Source organism: Bacteroides sp. 1_1_14 (assembly GCF_000162515.1).
In the GTDB taxonomy this organism is placed as follows: Bacteria; Bacteroidota; Bacteroidia; order Bacteroidales; family Bacteroidaceae; genus Bacteroides; species Bacteroides thetaiotaomicron.
Window position 1 is genome coordinate 524,447 of sequence record NZ_GG774705.1, and the last position, 20,618, is coordinate 545,064.

The following is a 20,618-nucleotide window of genomic DNA, read 5'->3' on the forward strand; positions in this document are numbered from 1 at the left end:
CAAATGCGGACTACAATGATTTGATGTAGTCTTCCAGTGATTCTTTGGAACTTACAAGCATAAGTTTCTCCGTTTTTATTCTGGATATTCTTCGGGTAAGAGTTTCTACAGTCAGTTTCATTAGATCTGCAAAGCAAGCAGGCTGGATACCTTCGCGCAGGAAAGCACATACTTTCAAATCTTCTTCTGTAAGTTTAGGACTTATCTCTTTCAATTTGGAAACAAGTCCATATACTCCTTCCTGTAGTCTTAATAATTCACTCCAGTCTTTCTCTGAAAAAGAAACAACCTTGGAAGGGGAAACAGACCGTTCTTTTATTTGCCGGACTTTCGATACTACCGAAGAACTTTCATAAATATGCTGTTGAAGCGACTGATATTTTTCTTCCAGATAGTTACATTGCAACATCAGTTTATCCGACTCTGCCTCTTTTCGCAACATTTCATCTTTAAAAGTAGTCAGTTGAGAATATACAAACTTATTCTTCTTCCAGAGCAGCCCGAGTAATAAGGACATCACACCAAAGACTCCCAATGCAGAAGAAAGAATAATCTTCGTATCGCCTGTCTGATCGTTCAGCATTAGCTGGCTGGCATAGGCTTTTCTTTCCATTTCCAATGCTTCGTCGAAATGACCATATTTCTGATAATAAAGGCTGCAACGTCTGCACACCTTGGCTACATAATCGTACTTCTCTGTAAGAGCAGCAAGCTTTATTGCTTCCTTGAAGTGGGTCTCCGCTTCCTTTTTCTGGTCAAGATCACTCTCTACGCATGCCAGATAAAAATAAGCCTTTGATTTCTGAAGTTCATTGCCGTGTTGGTCAAAGTATGAAACTGCCTGACGGATTTGCTTATCAGACGTATGGGCGATATTTTTATCTTCATTCAGCTGGGTACACAACAGATTATATTCTGCCAGCTGTGCTTCGTTCATCTGGTTGATCTGGATATTTTCGAGAATAATAGATGCTGTATCCGGGTCCTGCCCCATTAGCTGTGCGGCTTTGTCTAATCCCTGTTTTACATTAGTCCCTTCCGGATGGCATGCAGCCAGTGAAAGGACAACCACGTATAATAAGATTCGAAGATTATTCATAACTCTGCTTTTATCTTTGTATACAAACGATTGGATTTGCAAATATAAAAAATAATATGATACATACACCTCTATAAACCATACAAAAAATGGTGTCACTATCCTCCTCTCATAGTGACACTATACTGTGATCATAGTTACACCATCACGGCAGGATAGTGTCACTATATTATTTATGCTCCTATTATTATGCATATCGCAGATTGCCCTCATGTTTTTTTTTGACAAAGATCAAGCGATGACGGGCTGTTTATTAAGAAGATTAGCCGTATCTTTGTAACAAATAAAAATTGTATATATCATGATTAAGAACATTGTATTTGATTTTGGCGGAGTGATTGTAGACATTGATCGCGATAAAGCTGTTCAGGCGTTTATCAAACTGGGATTGGCGGATGCCGATACTCGTTTGGACAAATACCATCAGACCGGAATCTTCCAAGAACTGGAAGAAGGAAAGTTGAGTGCCGATGAATTTCGGAAGCAATTAGGAGATCTGTGCGGTCGCGAACTGACGATGGAAGAAACCAAACAGGCGTGGTTAGGCTTTTTCAATGAAGTGGACTTGCGAAAGCTCGATTATATATTGGGACTTCGTAAATCATATCATGTGTATCTCTTGAGTAATACCAATCCTTTTGTTATGTCATGGGCATGCAGTCCGGAGTTTTCATCCGAAGGGAAACCGCTGAACGATTATTGCGACAAACTATATTTATCTTACCAGTTGGGACATACCAAACCGGCTCCCGAAATATTCGACTTTATGATAAAAGACAGTCATGTCATACCTTCCGAAACGCTCTTCGTTGACGATGGAAGTTCGAATATCCACATAGGCAAAGAACTTGGTTTCGAAACCTTCCAACCGGAAAACGGTGCTGATTGGCGGCAAGAGTTGACCGTTATACTAAATAGTTGAGAAGAGGTATCTTTATGCTCCTCCCACCTACAGGAGGGGACCCCGGAAGGAAAAGTGCCAGGTAAGCAATTTCTAAAACCTTTTCAGCTCTTTCTTTTCAAATGTCCACTCCGGTGTATACAATCTGCCACTGTCTGTATCTGTCAGTTCATACCAAGGTGACAGATTTCGGTTGGCAGGATTGACGAGGATATGTATTTGCTGGGCGGGCATATAACTTTGCGCCAATAAAAAAACTTTCTTTTTTGTTTTCGGGTGAATTGCCACATCTACTACTATCACGGCATGGCCCGGTGAACCTCCTTTGATAAACACATCTCCTGCTTGCAGTGAAGTATAAGGAACCGTACGAAGCTCTTTTGAAAGAGAAGCAGTGCCGGCATACATAAATACCATATTCAAGTATTTACGAAAAGTCTTATATGAATAGTCTTTGCCTCCTGCAGCATACCATTCTACCTTATTTCCGGTTACTTTGATACGGTTTCCTTCCGCCCATTTTTTATATTCTGCCGGAAAGCCATTGGTAAAGTTAAATTTGATTTCTCCGTATCTTTTCTGTGCCCATAGGTATTCTGCCCGCAAGCGCATGACTGCATCCGCACATTGCTGTAAATCGCGATTGCCTATTTCCATATCTACTACGGCGAATGCGGCTGCCTGATTCCTTTTCTCCTGTCCGTTGTAAAGTAAAACCTTACTCCCTTTGGGCAATAATGGGAGTTGACGCAGATAGGCGGCAAATGAATGTTCATCGCATACTTCACGAGTGTAGCCCGTAGGAGGAAGAATGGTGCTTTCCACTGACTGTCCCAGCGACACTATAATTGAAGTCAGACATACTATGCTGAATATAAGTATTCTTTTCATATCGTTATTTTTCCCGAAGATAGGATATCTTTTGCAGAAAACCAAGTTTTGCAGGAGGAAGCTTCTGAAACCGTCTAATCAGAATACTATTCGGCAAAAACAGAATTTTCGGATATTCTCTTTATCTTTGCTGCAAATAAAAGAATATGCAACCACAAATCATACTCATTACCGGAGCTTCTTCCGGATTTGGAAAGATCACTGCGCAAATGTTATCAGAACAAGGTCATATCGTTTACGGTACGAGCCGGAAACCTTCAGAGAATATAGGTAAGGTCCGAATGCTTGTCGTTGATGTAACGAATAGTATTTCTGTTCGTCAGGCTGTAGAACAAATAATATCCGAGCAGGGACGGATGGATGTATTGATTAATAATGCCGGTATGGGAATTGGCGGAGCATTGGAGCTGGCTACCGAAGAAGAAGTGAGCATGCAGATGAATACAAATTTCTTTGGCGTGGTCAATATGTGCAAAGCAGTGCTCCCTTATATGCGCAAGGCACGTCGGGGAAAGATTATCAATATCAGCTCTATTGGTGGAGTGATGGGTATCCCCTATCAGGGATTTTATTCTGCATCCAAGTTTGCAGTAGAAGGATATAGCGAGGCCTTGGCGCTGGAAGTTCATCCGTTTCATATCAAAGTCTGTCTGGTGCAGCCAGGGGATTTTAATACCGGATTTACCGACAACCGGAATATCTCTGAACTGACCGGACAGAATGAAGATTATGCTGACAGTTTTCTGAGATCATTAAAGATTATTGAAAAAGAAGAGCGTAACGGATGCGATCCCCGCAAGCTGGGTGCTGCAATCTGTAAAATAGTAGCGCGTAAAAATCCTCCTTTCCGGACTAAAGTAGGTCCGTTGGTGCAAGTTCTGTTTGCTAAAAGCAAGAGCTGGCTACCGGATAGTATGATGCAATATGCTCTCCGAATATTTTATGCTATCAGATAAAAAAAAGTTTCATGCCTTGAAACTGTTGGTTTCAACGGTTGAAACTTTTTGTTTCAAGCAATGAAACTAATCGTTTCAAGGCGTGAAACTAATAGCGTGTAATAGTACGGCAATCAGTTCTTCGGAACTAATTCCAAAAACATAGTAGTCGTCAATAATATAGCCAGCCCGATGCAGACTGTTATCAATAACCAGTTGATATATTTAGCTTTGGGCTTGGTATCTGCGTGCAGATTATTCAGGAAGTATTCTCTGAAGAAGAGATAAAGTCCCGGAATAGTCGCACTTGCCAAAAGGAAGTCTTCCGGAATCTGAAAGAAGTAAGTCTTGGATAATCCGATCAATGACCAGTGGCAAAGGAACAATACCAGAAACATATTTACCTTGTGTGCAAACAGCAACAGCAGTCCGATGGTAAATACCACTACAGAACAAGGCATCACTGGAGAAGTCATTTCCGGGAAAGATAGCCCGCGTGCCAACGACACCATAGGATAAATGAAAGGCATGGCCAGCAACACATAAGATAGCAGATCATATTTGTGTGTACGTTCGAAAGTCGTATATCCGGTGATCGCATCCCATATCCAGATAATAGCCATCACTCCCCAGAACATCGCCATCACCCCGTTATAGCTGCGTTCTTCGCAGTAGATAAAGTAATAGACAATGGAAATCCACGAATAAAGACCTATCATATAAATCTTCATTCCCATCTTCACCCACGGACGTGGTTTGCTGATCAGCAATGCGGTCAGCACAATACCGATCAGAATGACAATAATCTGCAAAAGCCAGGTGGCTGAATTATAATACGCAATTGTTCTCCAAAAAATCTCCATAAAAGTAGTTTAATTAATGTCTTGTTAAAGAAAAGGCTCTGTGCGGGAACAGGAACATCGGGAATGTAGCTCCGACCGCAAGCATGAAAATTACTGTACTTGCCACCAAAGTGTTGGAGAAGAACATCTCCTGCATCTTTATATACTTATCATGCAGTTCCGGTTTATTCGCTGTCTGCAAGCACATAATAAGAGAGAATACCATGTTGTACGCAAACTTTCCCGGAATCATCGGGAGCAACGCAGGAATATACAGCACTGTCATCGGGCAATATACCCGTTTTCCGAGCCATAAACTGCCGAATCCGATTACTAATCCACCGAATAAAGAAGCCGTAGCAATATCTACACCCAAGTAAGTCATCAGACAGAAACGGCACGCATGTCCCAATGCCGCCAATATTGCAATCATTTTAAATGCACGCAACGGAGGATCGGAAATTGCTCCAAATCCGATACCCGCTATCGCTGCAAAGAAACCATCAGAAAGAATATCAAGTGCTACCATATCAAATTAAACTGTTTTTTACCATTAATAATGTAAAGGAAAGGCCGATGGCAATGCTGACAATCAGCAAAGAGGCTTCTGTCAAACGGGCAAATCCTGTCAAAACGTATCCTTCGACAACATCAATCACTCCATTAATCAAAGGAACACCGGGTACAAGATATAGAACGCTGGTTGCCAGTGCGATTTCGGAAGTTGTGTCGAAAATCAAGGCGGTAGAAGCACAGAGCGACGCGACGAAGGCCGAAACAATGAATATAATATAATGATTCATTTTCTTCTTTTGCATCTGCTGTTTCAGGTATAATCCTGTAATAGTGGCGGAGAAAACGATTCCCATTGAGATTAAGTCACCGCCAAACAGTTTGCAGAATGACGCATTGGCAAAGCCTACCAATATCAAAACGAACAGAGGATGTATCATCGGAGCAGAGACTATCTTTTTGTATTTCTCTTTCAGTTCTTCCAACGATAACTGTTTGTCTACTGCTTCCCAACTCAAAGCGCTTAGTTCGGAGTTATGCTCAAAGCTGATGGGATGTGCAGGAATATCTATAACCTCGTTGCAGGCTTCGTTTGTCTCCTTATCGATGATAGTAAGAATGATATTTTTATGAAATACGCCCAGTTTGACATCTAAGCCAAAAGCTTCTCCGATACGTTTGGAATTGCGTACAACACGGGAGGTATGTACCCCCGCTCCCATTAGATGGGCTGAATATTCGGCTATGAATTTACCTATAGATAATAAAGATTCGCTTGTCTTCATGTATGTGATATTTTTAAATCGGCTGCAAAAGTACAAAAAAGAGTAATAGCAGGAAAGGTAAAACACAAAAAATAAATACCTTTGCCTGCATAAAAAGAATGACTCATGAACAACCAATTTACATATCCGAAAGAGAAAATACGTTTTGCCATCCTGACTTTCTTCTTTGCCCAAGGACTCTGTATGGCAAGCTGGGCAAGCCGTATCCCGGATTTCAAAGATGTATTTGCTGCCAATTATGCATTTTATTGGGGTCTGATTTTATTTATGATACCAGTCGGCAAGTTTGTAGCAATTCCTTTGGCGGGTTATCTTGTATCTAAATTAGGGAGTCGCACAATGGTACAGGTCAGCATTTTGGGATATGCCATGTCCTTACTTTGTGTCGGATTGGCTCATGAAGTCTATTTGCTGGGATTCCTGCTTTTTTGTTTCGGAGTGTTCTGGAACTTGTGCGATATATCGTTCAATACGCAAGGGATCGAAGTGGAGCGTTTGTATGGTAAGACAATCATGGCAACTTTTCATGGAGGATGGAGCTTGGGAGCCTGTACCGGAGCACTTATCGGCTTCGTGATGATTCTGACGGGCACCTTTCCTGTTTGGCATTATATGCTAATAGCCGCTATTATCCTTATCATAGTATTGGCAGGACGAAAATATCTGCAAGAAACAACGCTTCCTATAGGCGAACATCCGAAGCCAAGCCTTGAGACAACAGACAAAGCGGCTGATAAAGCTCCGAATGGATTCCGTCTGTTATTTCAAAAGCCGGAAATACTCCTTTTACAATTAGGTTTAGTCGGATTATTCGCGCTCATCGTAGAGAGTGCTATGTTCGACTGGAGTGCTGTTTATTTTGAATCGATTGTCCATGTGCCTAAATCATTGCAAATCGGCTTCCTTGTATTTATGGTCATGATGGCTACGGGACGATTCCTGACGAATTATGCATACCAGCTTTGGGGAAAGAAAAAGTACTGCAACTGGCAGGCAGCCTTATTTGTATCGGCTTCTTCATTTCCGCATTGTTGGGCAATGCGTTTGACTCACTGGGAATGAAAGTGATCATCAATTCCTTAGGCTTTATGCTGGTCGGACTAGGTATCTCATGTATCGTACCTACTTTATATAGCTTTGTAGGGGCCAAGTCAAAGACGCCCGTCAGCATTGCGCTCACTATCCTGTCGAGTATCAGTTTTATTGGTTCGCTGATCGCTCCTTTGCTAATAGGCGCTATTACACAGGCATTTGATATTCGTATTGCTTACATGATTACAGGTATATTGGGAGGTTGTATCGTACTTATCGTCAGTTTCTGCAAAGCATTCGATATTCAGGAAGAAAACAAATTGTAGATATACAAAACGCAGTCTCTCACAGTACTTGATCATTCAAGTGTCTGTGAAAGACTGCATCAATCTTTTTACTAACCTTAACTAACCTAACTTCTATCTAATCTAACTACAAAATGTTCGAAAAATCTTTTATACTACTAATAATTCTATCCTTTAAATCTTGGTTCTCAACCAGTGAAAAGTCGCAGGCAACATCTGCCGGAGCCAATAATACGGCCTTAGCTTCTTCTGCATCTGCTATCTGTTCCGGGTGCTCTCTGAAATAAGTTTCCCATTGGGAAGCTGCTTCCGGAGTTACACCCAGTGCATAATTGATGAAATCATCATCCGTCAAAAAATCCTTTACCTTAGAGCACATATCGCATCCTTTTTAAGCGTTTACATAGATAGGACGCTGTTACTCTGTGTATGTACTCAACTAAATATCCTTTTTACTAAAATTAACTTGCCAGACTACGCAATTTTGTCAATCCACGGTGCATCAGGTTGCGTACAGACTGATAGTTCATGTTCATAATCTCACAAATATCCTCGTACTTCTTTTCTTCTATATAATATAATGTTAGTGCTTCACGCTGCCGGGGAGAAAGCTGGTCCAGTAGACGCTTCACCAGCGAGAACTCATTTTTGCGTTGCTCTTCTTCCATATAGTCATCTTCTATATCTGTGGGAGCTACTGCATTTACATCTTCTATGGCTGTATCAGACATATACATACGTTTGCGGAGTTCATCGCAGAGTTTGTTCTTTAATGAGATGAACAAATAAGACTTCAAATTATCAATAGTTCCTAATTCATCCTTTTTAGTGTAGAGCTTAACGAAAATATCGTGGATGCAATCTTTCAGTAACTCTTTATCAATGGTCAACTTCAATCCGTAATTAAAAAGAATGTTGATGTGCAAATCATATAGCTGCGAAAAAGCTGCCATATTTCCCGCTTGAAAAGAAGCGAGTAAAGTGTCGGTTGAATTATTAGTCTGTTCCATCATAGCATTAATTCGATTGATTTGATGTTGCAAAGCTAAGCAGAACTGACCTCAACCACCGGTAAAATCTGGTTTGTAGGTTGAAAAAATAAGTATCATGTTTTATAACACTCTTTTGTTAGAAATTACCTATAAAATGGAAAAATCCCGCTGATCAGTCATCAGCGGGATTTTTTGTTTCAGAGTTTATGGAACCAATAAATACCTTCTTTTTTATCCGGTACCTTTAATTTGTATACCCCATTAATTTTCAATGATTTATCTATAACACTCATCTTCCCTGAACCGGGATGTATGTACTTTAAGATATACTTTCCGGACGATAATTGAACAGGAATTTCTGTTCCGGACTTGGAATAAATGATACTGCCGATATCAGATTTTACCATTTTCTTATAGTTGTCGGTATCGGTTTCTTCCACTTCCATAGCCGCTGCATCCTTCAGGAATGCTTTATCTGTGCACGGAATTACAGGACATGAACCGCCGGCCATGAATACAGCCCATCCCATAGCCGGATAATTCTGTGCGTAGAAGGTTACGGCTTTCTCCGGGAACTTCTGACGATATTCGTGGACAGCCTTGTAGGCTTCGGTGAAAGTAACCTTTCCGACTTTCATCTTACGCATGTGTTGGCGGGGAGCCATATTCTTCCCTCCTTCCGGTGCAAAGATTCCATCTGTTTTATAGTGCCAGTAGCGGATATCAATAATATCCACCACAGCTGCACGCTTCGGATCGGCAAGGATGGCGTCCTGTACATCTTTTGTGGTACTTAATGCTACTTTGGCCTTCTTTCCGGTTTCAGTTTCCCATTCGGCGATCACGTCCAGCCAAAACTGTACAAAATGTAGTGGACCTGTAAATTCGGCACTTGTCAGCTGAATGACATTCGGGTTATCTGCAAAGTTGTTCAGACACTGGCGGATGTATTGTCTGTGTAACTCACGGCGAACCGGATGAGTGATGTCATAAAACATATCTGCAACAAAGATTCGTTTGTCTCCTGCAAACGGAGCAGGTTCCGGAAATCCGGTCTGGTTGATATTGTTGGTGCTTCTCCACGGACAATCTACCCAGTGCGCACCTGCTTCCAGGATATTGTGCTGGAAATAGTTCTCATGGAATAGCAATAGTCCGTCTTTATTTCCTTTTTCGGCAAACTCTTTCAATCGCGACCAATACCATGCATTAGGGCGATTCAGATCATATTTGCTCAGTCCTTCCCAGGCAGTACCCTGACCGCTACGTCCGAAAGGTTGTTCGTAGAAAGGCCCCCATACATCTCCGTCACGACGGCGCACTCGTTCATGATCATCCCGGCGGCGATCATACCAAAGTCCGTAGTTTTGGTCAAATACCAATATGTTCTTTTGTTTCATATAGCCGATTACGGAATCGATGCGATCTGTCAGTCCTAATCCTTCACGTCCGGGAACAAAGCGGGTGATGGCAGGGCTTGCTTTTTTCAGAAAGTTGGTTTTAAGTTTTCCATTCCACCAAGGGGTGGTATGGCTACTTCCTACCAACAAAGTACTGTTCATCTGGATACGTCCGTTTGCAATAGTTACTTCCGGTTGTGCCGATGTCTTGTTCGGAGTTATCTTCTTTTCTTTAATATCATCGATTGATTTTACTCCGGACATAGCTATTGAAGGCGCAAAGGCTCCTCGTTCAATCCAGTGTTCCAATGTCAGGCGGGGATTGTAAGCCTCTTTGGCCAGTTCCATAGCAACTTCAACGGTCGGACTGCTGGTGGCACTTGTATTCCTTGGCAGGATACGGGCACGTTCTGCACATTTCTTCTGCAAACGATCTTCTAATTGAGCATAGAAAATGCTTCGGGGCTGCACATGATTGTTTGATTGTGCCCATTCGCCGTCACCGGAGAATTGTGCCCAGCATCCGTACGCACGGTTCATGGCATCCTTTGCCGGAGCATAACAGTCTATTTCGGCAGCGGTACATTGCCAGAACAGACTATTTGCCGTATTCCATCCCGCTCCGTTCTTGTCCTGTCCCAGATTCTTGAAACTCAGATTATGCCCGTCTATATTAACCACGTCAAACAATAGGCCACATGCCCATGCATCAATAGATCCGCTGAAACCTAAAGATTCATACGAATCACATTGTACGAAAGCATTCGGTCCGGCAGCACAATATCCGGCTGCAAAGTCATGAATACCCTGTTCCGAATAGCAGCGCTGGAAAAGTGTCTGTTGTCCTAAGGTATAGAAAGTACAGCGGCGCATTCCTCCGATTTCAGAAACAGGTTCCCGTGAGATACAGTCCTCAACCGTGATTTGGGAACCGGTACGCTGAACAAGGATTGCACTTCCTGCAAAGTGTTTAAAGCTCACCCTGCGTACCCAGCAATCTTCCGCATCTTCGATAGAAATACCTGTCCAGCAATGATCTTCATCTTTAGGGTACCGTTTGTCATAGTCGGAAATCAGAGTCATATTTTCTACTCCGCACTCCCGGATGCGCCCGTTCCACTGATAAGTAATCACGGAAGAAGTACCGTATTTGGCATCCAGCGCCACTGTCAGCGGAGCGTCCAACGTTATCTGATTACCGTTTACTTCTGTCACGGTTCTATCCCAGGTAAGATCCATATCTCCTTCTTTCCAGCCCAGTGCACTGATTCCTCCTCCAAAGATATCACATCCTAACGAAGCAATCCATTCTTTGCCGGACGGACGGTTCACCAGTATCCGATCTCCCTTTCTCAACGAAGTACCTGAAGCAACTTCCAATGTCCTCGCATTTACCGGAACATATTTCGAGAGTACCTGCAATGTATCCTGTATCTTCAGATCGTCTGTCCCTTCCATGTAGATAAGGGCACCTCTGTCTACTCCTTTTTTTAGAAGTATCGTTTTCTCTTTATCCACTCCGCGCAGTACGATGCCGGAGGCATTTATACGAAGGCTTCCGGATAAAGAAAATTCTCCCTGATCCAATAACACGGCTCCCCTGAAACCGGAAGCATCAGGTACTAATGAGGCGACATAGTCAATGGCGCGTTGAATACGTGATGTATTATCTCCTGCTGTCCAAGGTACAAACACGGCATTGCGGACAGAAGGAATATCCTGTTCGGAGCCCTTGTAGCCACAGTACGAGAAATCAAGAATCCGGTTTCCCTGTTCGTCATTCAAGTAAGTGATCCGGTCATCCTTAACCTGTAAAGCAAAGGTTTGCGCATATCCCTGCGCAAACCCTATGCTCAATAATCCTAAAAGGATAGTTCTTAATTGTATATTCATTACAATAAACGTTGTTTCTAATTATTCAATCCTGAAAGATCATTTGACCATAAGCAAATCATACGATTAAAACAGACTTTTCCGTTTGGACAAGGTATCGTAGTTGTTCTTCAGATCTGTCCAGTCTACTTTCTTCTTTGTATCCAACCCATTGATATATTTCTCGATATTGGTATAGCCGTCTCCATTACAGTCCTCCTTTGCATCAGTCGGATCGTTCGGATTCAGTCCGTTGGCAATTTCCCATGCGTCCGGCATACCGTCACCATCCGAATCAAGATATGCTTCTCCTTTGTATTCAGGAAGTCCGCCCACCTGACGGATATCGGTGATGATACCTTGTTTGTAGGAGTCTGCCGGCAAGCGTCTTTTCACGTAAGGAGAGATAAATTCCGGAGCATCTTTCGCATAAATCGCTTTTCCTGTTTGTACAGTCTTGATGACGCGAGCGTCTACCGCATCCCGTTTCGGGAGAGTAGCACCTACATTATCCAATACAAAGTTATAAGCTTTTTGGGTATCCATAATCGTTACAGGCGACATTTTGAATGCTTTGTCCACTCTGATTTGCGGTAAGAACTTTCCCTCATCCACTTCACTGGCAAGCTGAACTCCGCCATTCCAGTTATCTTTTGTCACTTTAGCATTTCCGTGAACGATGTTACCGTTTACATAAGCCTTTCCGAAGGACATCGGTTTGCTTTTATCGCGTCCGGCTTCCGGTTTCAATATACGATAGGAAATAGGTTTATCCAGCGGGGTGATAGGACCGGGCTTAAAATAGTTATTGATTATATTATAAAAACTCTTATTGTCTCCTCCATCGATAGAACGGTTCCACCAGTTGAAAACAACATTGTTTACGAAGTTAAAGTCTCCGTCCATACCCACCGAACTGTTACGACTGATATTGGAAGCGAAAAGATTACGGCAGAACATACTATTATGTCCTCCGATAGTGGCGCCAAATGCATGATTATAAGTATCCAATGCTTCCGAGAATATCGAATTCTGAATGGTAATGTTCACAGTAGGCAACTTCAGTCCGTGCCCGGTTTCATCCCTGTTGTAGACGTGGCGATAGATAGACATATTTTCATCCAGTCCCCAGCTTGCCGAACAGTGGTCTATTATAATATTGCCGACTGCATTTCCTCCCACTGCATCATCCCGGAAAGCAACATCCTGTGCCCCCCGACGGAAACGCATATGACGAATCACTACATCATGAGTATCGATCAGAAAAGAATGCCCGGTCACGCAGATACCGTCTCCCGGTGCTGTCTGTCCGGCAATCGTTACATAAGGGGCACGTACACTGATCGGGCTTTTCAGGCGAATAATACCTGACACATTAAATACAATAACACGTGCGCCACCGGTTTCACAGGCTTCGCGGAATGTGCCGGGACCGGAATCTTCCAGGGAAGTAACCACAATCACTTTGCCTCCACGACCACCGGGAGTGTACATACCACCGCCTTCCGCACCGGGGAAGGCCGGAATATTACTTTTGATCAAATCCTCCGGTTTGGAAGCCCAAGGTTTGTAAGGTCTTCCTAACTTTGCTTCTTCCAAAACTGTTGGCAAGGCTTTTTCCCATGCCGCATTGGATTTCTGTTCGAACTCTGCTTCTTGTTTTGCTCCTCTTTCTTTTACCGAGTCGGGGATCACCGGATATTGGGCTGCCACAGGTAGTACACAGGCAACCAACATCCATACTGATAATACTTTCTTAATCTTGTTCATTCTTCCGAATCTTAATAGGTTTTTAAAAAAGACGATTAAGAAAGTATTTTGTAATCGGTCTTTCTATCCTTTCCGCCATTCATTCATATATTCACGGGGAGTCTGATTATATTTCTTGCGGAAACACTTGCTATAGTAGCCTGAATCTTTGAATCCGACAGCAAACGCCACTTCCGAAACACTCAAATCCGTATTTTTAATCAGTTCGATCGATTTATTCAGGCGAATCTCCTTTACCAGATCGACAGGTGCCAGTCCGGTAAGGCTTTTCAGCTTTTTGAAGAATGCCGAACGGCTCAGTCCGATGCCGGATGCGATCGTATCAATATTGAAATCACTGTCGTCCATGTTTTCCTCGATCACCTGATGTATCTTTTCAAGAAACTGCACATCTTTCTTTACCAGATATTGTTCGTAGCTGTCTTCTTCCGTTGTCGTCTGGTTCTCCATCTGCTGGCGGATACGTTCGCGGAACAGTTTCCGTTCGCCAAGCAACTGATCGATTCGTGCCAACAGATACTCTTTGCTGAATGGCTTGGTTATATATGCATTCGCCCCCAGAGTGATCGCTTTGGTCTTGGCACCTTCGTCGTTCTTGGCTGTCAGAATAATGACAGGGATATGGCTGATCTGAAAATCCTTCCGGATAGATTGCAGCATTTCCAGTCCATCCATTTCCGGCATCATCTGATCGGTCACTACGATGTCCGGGTGATACAGATGCACTTTCTTCAGACCTTCTACGCCGTTATTGGCTATATGGATGTTGAATTTATCTTCCAATTGCAGTTTTATTAACTGGCAAAGGTCTTTATTATCCTCTACCAGCAGAAGAGTCGGTAATGAAGCGTCAATTTCCAGTTCCTCCTCCGGTTCCTTTTCGGAATCGATAACCATCTCCTTGTCTGTAGCGGCAGGAGCAGTTTCCGTATCGCTGACATAGAAATCTACTTCCGACGGACGATAATGATCCTTGCCCAATAATAGCTCTACAATAAACACGGCCCCCTGCCCTTCCGGACTTTCGGCACGGATGATACCATGATGCAGATTTACTATTTCTTTGGAAAGTGCCAACCCGATGCCTGTACCCTGATAATGTGGATTATTCGCATTCTCTCCTTGTGAGAAACGCTCGAAAATCTCACTCAGCTTATTTTGCGGAATGCCGACACCGTTGTCTTCTACTCGTACATAGCAGGATTTTCCGTCATCCGTCAATCCGGTAGTTACATAAATACTTCCACCGGAAGGGGTAAATTTGAACGCATTCGATATGACGTTGCGGATAACAATGCTCAATTTATCCTTATCTGCCCATACCATAATCGGTTCGTCCGGTAGCTGGAAGGTGAAACTGATTTCATTTTCCTCCGAAAGTACACGGAATTCTTTTTGGAAGGAGGCTATCATTTCATTGAAATCGATCAATGATACATGCAGGCGCATCTTGCCATTCTGAATCTTTCGGAAATCAAGAATCTGATTGACCAGTTGTAACATTTGATTTGTATTTTTTTCCATCAGGTCCACATATTGCAATCCTTTCGGAGACAGCTCTTCCCTTTCCTTCAGTTCTTGTATCGGCCCTTTTATCAGTGTCAGAGGAGTACGAAGCTCATGGGAAATATTGGTGAAGAACTTGATTTTCATTTCCGAGACTTTCTGTTCGATATAAATATCGTTCTTCATCTTAATCATGAAGAAGGCCAGGCGCAGACCGAAATAGAGGGCCGCAATGCCAAGGATTACATAGATAAGAGTAGCCCACCAGCTCAGCCACCATGGCGGGAGAATGGTGACAGCTAATGTACGTGTGGATACAAGTTCCGGATTAGCTTCATCCATCGTTTCTACACGGAATACGTAGTCTCCGGGAGGAACATTGGTATAAGAAGCAATACGGTTTTTGCCGTTATAGTGCCATTCCTTCTCATACCCTTCGAGTATGTAACGATAAGATACGCGATTCTGATTGTAGAAATTTAATGCGGCAAATTCGATTGTGAACATAGACTGATTATACTTCAATTGAAGTGCATCGGTGTATGTGATAGACTTTTGAATCGGACAGTCGTTCAAACTTCGCAGATTACGATTGGATACTTTAAAGTCTACGATACGGGTGTCATAGTTGGTATGTTGTGTCTCCAGTTTATCAGGAGAGAATGTCAGAATCCCCTGTCGCGAACCAAGCCATAAATCTCCGTTCAATGCACGCAACGCACTGCCTTCTTCCAGTTCAACATTCAGGAAACCATCGTATTTGTCGTAGTTACGGAACTGCTCTGTCGCCTTATTAAAGCAGGACAGACCAATCTCGGTAGTAAACCACAAATTTCCGTTTTTATCTTCCACGATGGACTTGACCACATCGTTATTCATTCCTTCACGTATGCCATATGACTTGAATATCGGTTCACGTTTTTCTTTGTCATAGCGGACCAGCTTATTCAGACCTCCGCCGAATACACTCACCCAAATTTGCGAATCACTGTCTTTATATAGTACATAAATGTCATTGTCTGCCACATTGGAACGATCGCTGATCTGTCGGTACGTCTCAAACTGAATCTGTTCGGGAGTCGTAAAATGTCCGTCAAAAGACATCAGACCATCCATCGTACCTACCCAGATACGCCCGTCTTCATCTTCCGTCATTGTGCGGACTTCCATATACAGACCATAAGCGGGATACTGTTTCAGTCCGTTGTACTTATGCTTGAATACAAGCGTTCCATTTTCTTCGGAAATCAAGTTCAGCCCGCCGCCCAACAGACCGACCCAGATACGCTCCTGACTATCCTGATATGTGAAATATACATCATTGTTACTGATAGTATTCGGATTCTTAGGATCATTTTTATAACGGGTAAAGCGCAGACCGTGCGGTGAGTTCATATCCGGTTCGGCTTTGACAAGTCCGTTTCCCTTAGTGGAAAACCATAAGTTTCCTTCTTTATCTTCCATGATATGATATACGGCGCCTATCAGATAATTCTGATCCGTAAAAACCTGCTTTATCTGTCCGTTGCTATCCAGACGATAAAGTGCCTGCCAACGGGTACCGACCCAGATGTCTCCATTCTTAGCCTGATACAGTGCACGTATCCCCTGATTCCAAGAGGTCGCTCTTTCTGTGTCTACAGGGACAGGAGAAACTTCTGTCAGCAGTTGAAATTGCTTCTTTGGAAAGTTGACTTTGTATACTCCGCTGCCTGTAGATGCCAGCCAAAGAATACCGTCTTTATCCAGCAGCAGATGAAAGAAGAGCTGATCGGGAAGGTCGTCGGAAAAAGGTTTCAGTTGATTGATACGGGTCATTTCCAGTTTCTCCCTGTCGAAGAGCAGAATTTCTCCACCGGGGGTGAGGAAAAACATACCCTGTTCACCGGCATCCTGCTTTTCAAAGTTACCGATGGCATTTTGTTTGGGGAAAGGAAAGCGATGATTGCTTTTGTTCAGAGGATCATAGTACGTCAATGCCTCATTACCTTCCTGAAACCAAATTTTGTCATACTTGTCATTGAATATCATTCCTACTTTTTTCCCTGCGATGGAGAACGGTAGTTTGGTCAGTTGTTTGTAGCCGATGTTATATTCATACGCACCATCAACGGTGGTGATATACATTAATCCTGATTCAGTGACCAGTATATTGGAAATCGGTTGATCAATTTCCGGTATTTCGTAACGGTTGACTACTCCATTTTGCGGATCGACGCTATAAATATGTCCGTTCTTATCTCCCAGCCATAAAAATTTGGAACTGTAGGAAGCACAAGTGAACTGGTCCGGATCGGCAGAAACCTTCTTTTGAATGAAATCGACAGGTTTATCTTTCAAAGCCTCTCCTTTTCTTAATGAAAGAATCTGATAGTCCATACCGATCCAATTGATAAACTCGGCAGTTTCGCAAACACATTATGCTTGAGGCGTAAGTCGTAGACGTTGACATTGGGACGCGAATCGTGCAACTGCTTCATGGTGATTTTACCGTTCTGGTCTGTATTTGCACGCAGCAGGCTTTTATCTTTGGTCAGCAGCAGTACGTCTCCGTCATCTGTCGTCTGTATCTTGATAATCTGAATATTTTCAGAGTACTCTTTTACATCGTCATACACTGCGTGGAAACTTTCATGTTTCTTATCAAACAGATAGAGTTTGCGGTCGATAGTCTTGATCCAAAGGTATCCGTTCCGGTCTTCTACAATACGCTGAATCTTACGGGGAGGAATATCTGCTGAGTAAAATCCGTCATGATTATCATAGGAACGGAATTTGGTACCGTCGAAACTGCATAGTCCGTACCAGGTGCCGAACCATACAAATCCGTCCTGCCCTTTCAGTGTACAATTGACAATGTTATTGGGTAAGCCTCGTTCAGCCGTATAATGTTCAACGATCATGTTAGGGTAGGCAAAAGCACAGATTCTCGTCATCAAGAGAAACATAAATATCAAAAAGAAGTGTTTCTTCATTGTATATTATATTAGTGGAAATGAATCTTGCATCAAAGATACTATTTTTCGGGTAAAATTCAAATTAGCAGATAATAAATCCAGATTGATAACCTTGTTTTGCCATGCACAAATCTGCGGTCAAGTTTTTCAAATTTACTTTTCTATTCCAAATTCAGTCTGTTGCCGTTCCACTTCATCCAACACCCGTTGCCGTTCTTCTTCCGTCAGTTGCACTTTGCCTTCAGTTGCACTCTCGGACGAACCGGCTTTTACAGTTAATGTGGATGTTTTCTGACCAATACAGTACTTCTCGTCATAACAGAAAGGAAGTTCCGCAGGAACACTTTCAAATTCCATTTCAGTTGCAGTCGGAGCCTGAGTTCCTTCAAATTGCACGTGGGCTTTCACTCTAATCTTCCCGGCTTTTCGTGTGGAACGGATCAGCAGAGGAGCCGATCCGAATTCTACGGCACGGGGATTGGCGCCAATCCTTGCATCGCCAATGATTTCTCCTTCACCTTCTACCGTGAATACGATATTTTCCTTTGCTAGACGACGTACATTTCCGCTATCATCCGTTACTTCGGCAACTACCACTATGAAATCCGACCCATCCGCTACCAGATTTACTTTTTGAGTATCTGCATACAAGCGAAGTTTGGTAGACCGCCGGGAAGGCATTTTCTTTTGTGTACATACTACTTTCCCATCGATAATACCTTCGGCAACCATATTTACCTTCTGCCAGTTCTTTTGAGTATAACTGTATCCGCGTGCTTCCCAAAAATCCCATACATTTTCAAAGACAACAGGTGCGTTCGGCAGGTGACCTTTGGCATGTACCACAGGTTTGGTCCATGTTTTTGTCCCATCATAGATAGAAAGGCGGATGGAGTCACAGTTGCTGAATATCACGACATCCTTATCGGAGAACTGTGACATTTCATGGGCAAGGAATATCATCGGTCCGCATTCTGCCAACGGATGTTGGAGGCTTGCCGAAGATTGGCTGCGGAACATTTCATACGCATACTTTTTCTGACGAAAAGCGTCATAAATACCTCCCCAGTATGGATCGGGGTGATAACCGCGCTGGTGATCGAATGGATGCCACTGTGTGCCACCGATAAACTGACCGGTAGTGCGGTACATCTCATCATAACTTTTAGCTAAAGAAAGTGCCTGTATCAGCAACGGACGTTCACCCCAACTGCGGCTTGCACGGTTATTGTTGTTGTGGGCATACCAGTCATCCACGTTTTCTCCGAATTCACGGGTGAAGATGCATTGTTCCGGTTTGTCCTCCTTTTCGTCATCACCCGGCCAGCCGTAGACTACATCGTAATGTTCCTTTACACCGGCAGAATGCACATCGGCAGCGGCTATCGGACGTCCCGGATATGGATATTCTTCCTTCGTTATTTCAAGTGCCTTCAGTGCAAAGTCGAGTGGATAACGGGTCTCATTCAGAATAGGCTCCCACATCAGCACGGAAGGATGATTGCGATCACGACGAATCATTTCACGGGTATTCTGATGAACCAGTTCTCCGAATTTCGGGTCTTTGTTCCAGTATTGCCAGCCCGGAGTAGCGACGATGACAAACATGCCGAGTTCGTCACAGGCATCCATAAAGGATGGGTCCTGTGGATAATGCGCTACACGGATGATGGTACATCCTGCATCACGCAGGCGTTTTGCGTCACGCCATTGCTGTGAATTGGGAAGAGCATTGCCTACGTATGCGAAATCCTGATGACGATTGGCTCCAACTAATTGTCCGAAAGGTTTTCCATTCAGCCAAAAGCCCTCTTTGCCACGAAATTCCGCCAGGCGGATACCGATACGGGTAGTTCCTCCGTCGATGGAACGGTTTCCTTTCTTTATACGGGATTGTACTCTGTATAGATATGGTGCATCCGGTGACCAAAGTTTCGGATTCCTCACATCCATCTGCTGGCGGATTGATTTCTTTTCTCCGGAGTTCAAAGAGAGTTTGCTAGACGTACGTTTGATAACCTTGCCTTCGGCATCTGTAAGGGTCGTTTCTACTGTGACGGATTCCGAACGAGTATTATTGTTCTGAATCTCTGTTTCTACGTATACTTGTGCGCTCTTTTCGCTGATCTTGTCGAAGTGAACAAATACGCCGCCACCGCCAACTGTCCAGGAGTCGATGGCATCGGTAATGGCGACCGGAGACTTGGCAATCATCCATACATCACGATAGATACCTCCATGATAAGCAAAATCCAATGTGTATTGTGGCTTTCCGGGAGGGTATGATTTATCGTTGCTGTTGTCGGTATAGACGGCAAGGAGGCAGGAGTCTCCGGCTTGTACGCCGTTTGCCGTCAAGTCCAGCGTGAAAGGCAGATAACCTCCGAGATGTTCCTGAACACGTTTGCCGTTCAGGTAAAGTACTTGCTTTCCCATTGCCGCTTCAAAATGAAGGAGTACACGCTGTCCTTTCGTTGCGGTGGGAACTACGAAATACTTGCGATACCACGCAGGGCCCTGATAATTGCGGCAACCACTACCTTCGGCAGGCATCAACTCTACTGTGTGAGGAGTAGAAACGACCTCCCAGGAACGATCGTCAAAATTTACAGCTTCCGCCCCCCGGATATCGCCTTTGCAGAATCGCCATCCCGGATTGAAGTTATATACTTGTCGCCCGCAATCGGGAAGCGGAATAAATCCGGCAACCGATGTTTCGGGACGGTAAGTATCTGCTGCCTGCCCACCGAAGGAGAATAGCAGCAGAAATAGGAACAAAATTAAAAACGGTCTTTTATTCATAGTTTTTTCATTTATG

Annotated in this window: 12 protein-coding genes and 2 pseudogenes; 3 read left to right on the forward strand and 11 right to left on the reverse strand. The window is 43.4% G+C overall.

Annotated features, from left to right (window positions below):
• Positions 1 to 10: 10 nt before the first annotated feature.
• Complete coding sequence (locus HMPREF9007_RS12855; protein WP_008761606.1) at positions 11 to 1,099, reverse strand: hypothetical protein; 1,089 nt, start codon at positions 1,097 to 1,099, stop codon at positions 11 to 13.
• A gap of 301 nt (positions 1,100 to 1,400) precedes the next feature.
• On the opposite strand from HMPREF9007_RS12855, the gene HMPREF9007_RS12850 reads away from it, so the two are divergent.
• Positions 1,401 to 2,021, forward strand: a complete 621-nt coding sequence (locus HMPREF9007_RS12850; RefSeq protein ID WP_008761607.1) for an HAD family phosphatase — start codon at positions 1,401 to 1,403, stop codon at positions 2,019 to 2,021.
• 72 nt (positions 2,022 to 2,093) lie between these two features.
• Here the strand turns inward: HMPREF9007_RS12850 and HMPREF9007_RS12845 are convergent, their stop codons facing one another.
• Positions 2,094 to 2,891 (reverse strand): DUF4846 domain-containing protein, encoded by a 798-nt coding sequence (locus HMPREF9007_RS12845; RefSeq protein ID WP_008761608.1) that lies wholly within the window; start codon positions 2,889 to 2,891, stop codon positions 2,094 to 2,096.
• A gap of 146 nt (positions 2,892 to 3,037) precedes the next feature.
• Here HMPREF9007_RS12845 and HMPREF9007_RS12840 point away from each other — a divergent pair, with 146 nt between their 5' ends.
• Positions 3,038 to 3,847: an SDR family oxidoreductase gene (locus HMPREF9007_RS12840; RefSeq protein ID WP_008761609.1), complete on the forward strand. Its 810-nt coding sequence runs from the start codon at positions 3,038 to 3,040 to the stop codon at positions 3,845 to 3,847.
• Between the two features lie 113 nt (positions 3,848 to 3,960).
• Here the strand turns inward: HMPREF9007_RS12840 and HMPREF9007_RS12835 are convergent, their stop codons facing one another.
• The 3 genes from HMPREF9007_RS12835 to HMPREF9007_RS12825 are packed head-to-tail and all read right to left on the reverse strand — an operon-like array spanning position 3,961 to position 5,966.
• On the reverse strand, positions 3,961 to 4,689 hold the full coding sequence (locus HMPREF9007_RS12835; RefSeq protein ID WP_008761610.1) for a DUF6064 family protein: 729 nt from the start codon (positions 4,687 to 4,689) through the stop codon (positions 3,961 to 3,963).
• Positions 4,690 to 4,702: 13 nt separating this feature from the next.
• Positions 4,703 to 5,197 carry a threonine/serine exporter family protein gene (locus HMPREF9007_RS12830; RefSeq protein WP_008761611.1) on the reverse strand — a complete coding sequence of 165 codons (495 nt, stop codon included), beginning with the start codon at positions 5,195 to 5,197 and terminating at the stop codon, positions 4,703 to 4,705.
• Between the two features lies 1 nt (position 5,198).
• Positions 5,199 to 5,966, reverse strand: coding sequence for a threonine/serine exporter family protein (locus tag HMPREF9007_RS12825; protein ID WP_008761612.1), 768 nt, complete (start codon positions 5,964 to 5,966; stop codon positions 5,199 to 5,201).
• Between the two features lie 105 nt (positions 5,967 to 6,071).
• On the opposite strand from HMPREF9007_RS12825, the pseudogene HMPREF9007_RS12820 reads away from it, so the two are divergent.
• Positions 6,072 to 7,324 (forward strand): annotated as a pseudogene (locus HMPREF9007_RS12820) (MFS transporter).
• Positions 7,325 to 7,430: 106 nt separating this feature from the next.
• Here the strand turns inward: HMPREF9007_RS12820 and HMPREF9007_RS12815 are convergent.
• From HMPREF9007_RS12815 to HMPREF9007_RS12790, 6 genes and pseudogenes are all read right to left on the reverse strand, one after another.
• Positions 7,431 to 7,682 (reverse strand): hypothetical protein, encoded by a 252-nt coding sequence (locus HMPREF9007_RS12815; protein WP_008761613.1) that lies wholly within the window; start codon positions 7,680 to 7,682, stop codon positions 7,431 to 7,433.
• 82 nt (positions 7,683 to 7,764) lie between these two features.
• Positions 7,765 to 8,316 (reverse strand): RNA polymerase sigma factor, encoded by a 552-nt coding sequence (locus HMPREF9007_RS12810; protein ID WP_008761614.1) that lies wholly within the window; start codon positions 8,314 to 8,316, stop codon positions 7,765 to 7,767.
• A 176-nt stretch (positions 8,317 to 8,492) separates the two neighbouring features.
• Positions 8,493 to 11,588 carry a DUF6298 domain-containing protein gene (locus HMPREF9007_RS12805; protein WP_008761615.1) on the reverse strand — a complete coding sequence of 1,032 codons (3,096 nt, stop codon included), beginning with the start codon at positions 11,586 to 11,588 and terminating at the stop codon, positions 8,493 to 8,495.
• Positions 11,589 to 11,654: 66 nt separating this feature from the next.
• Complete coding sequence (locus HMPREF9007_RS12800) at positions 11,655 to 13,337, reverse strand: polysaccharide lyase (RefSeq protein WP_008761616.1); 1,683 nt, start codon at positions 13,335 to 13,337, stop codon at positions 11,655 to 11,657.
• 63 nt (positions 13,338 to 13,400) lie between these two features.
• A pseudogene (locus HMPREF9007_RS12795) lies at positions 13,401 to 17,818 on the reverse strand (two-component regulator propeller domain-containing protein).
• Between the two features lie 135 nt (positions 17,819 to 17,953).
• On the reverse strand, positions 17,954 to 20,602 hold the full coding sequence (locus HMPREF9007_RS12790) for a glycoside hydrolase family 2 (protein ID WP_008761617.1): 2,649 nt from the start codon (positions 20,600 to 20,602) through the stop codon (positions 17,954 to 17,956).
• Between the last annotated feature and the right edge of the window lie 16 nt (positions 20,603 to 20,618).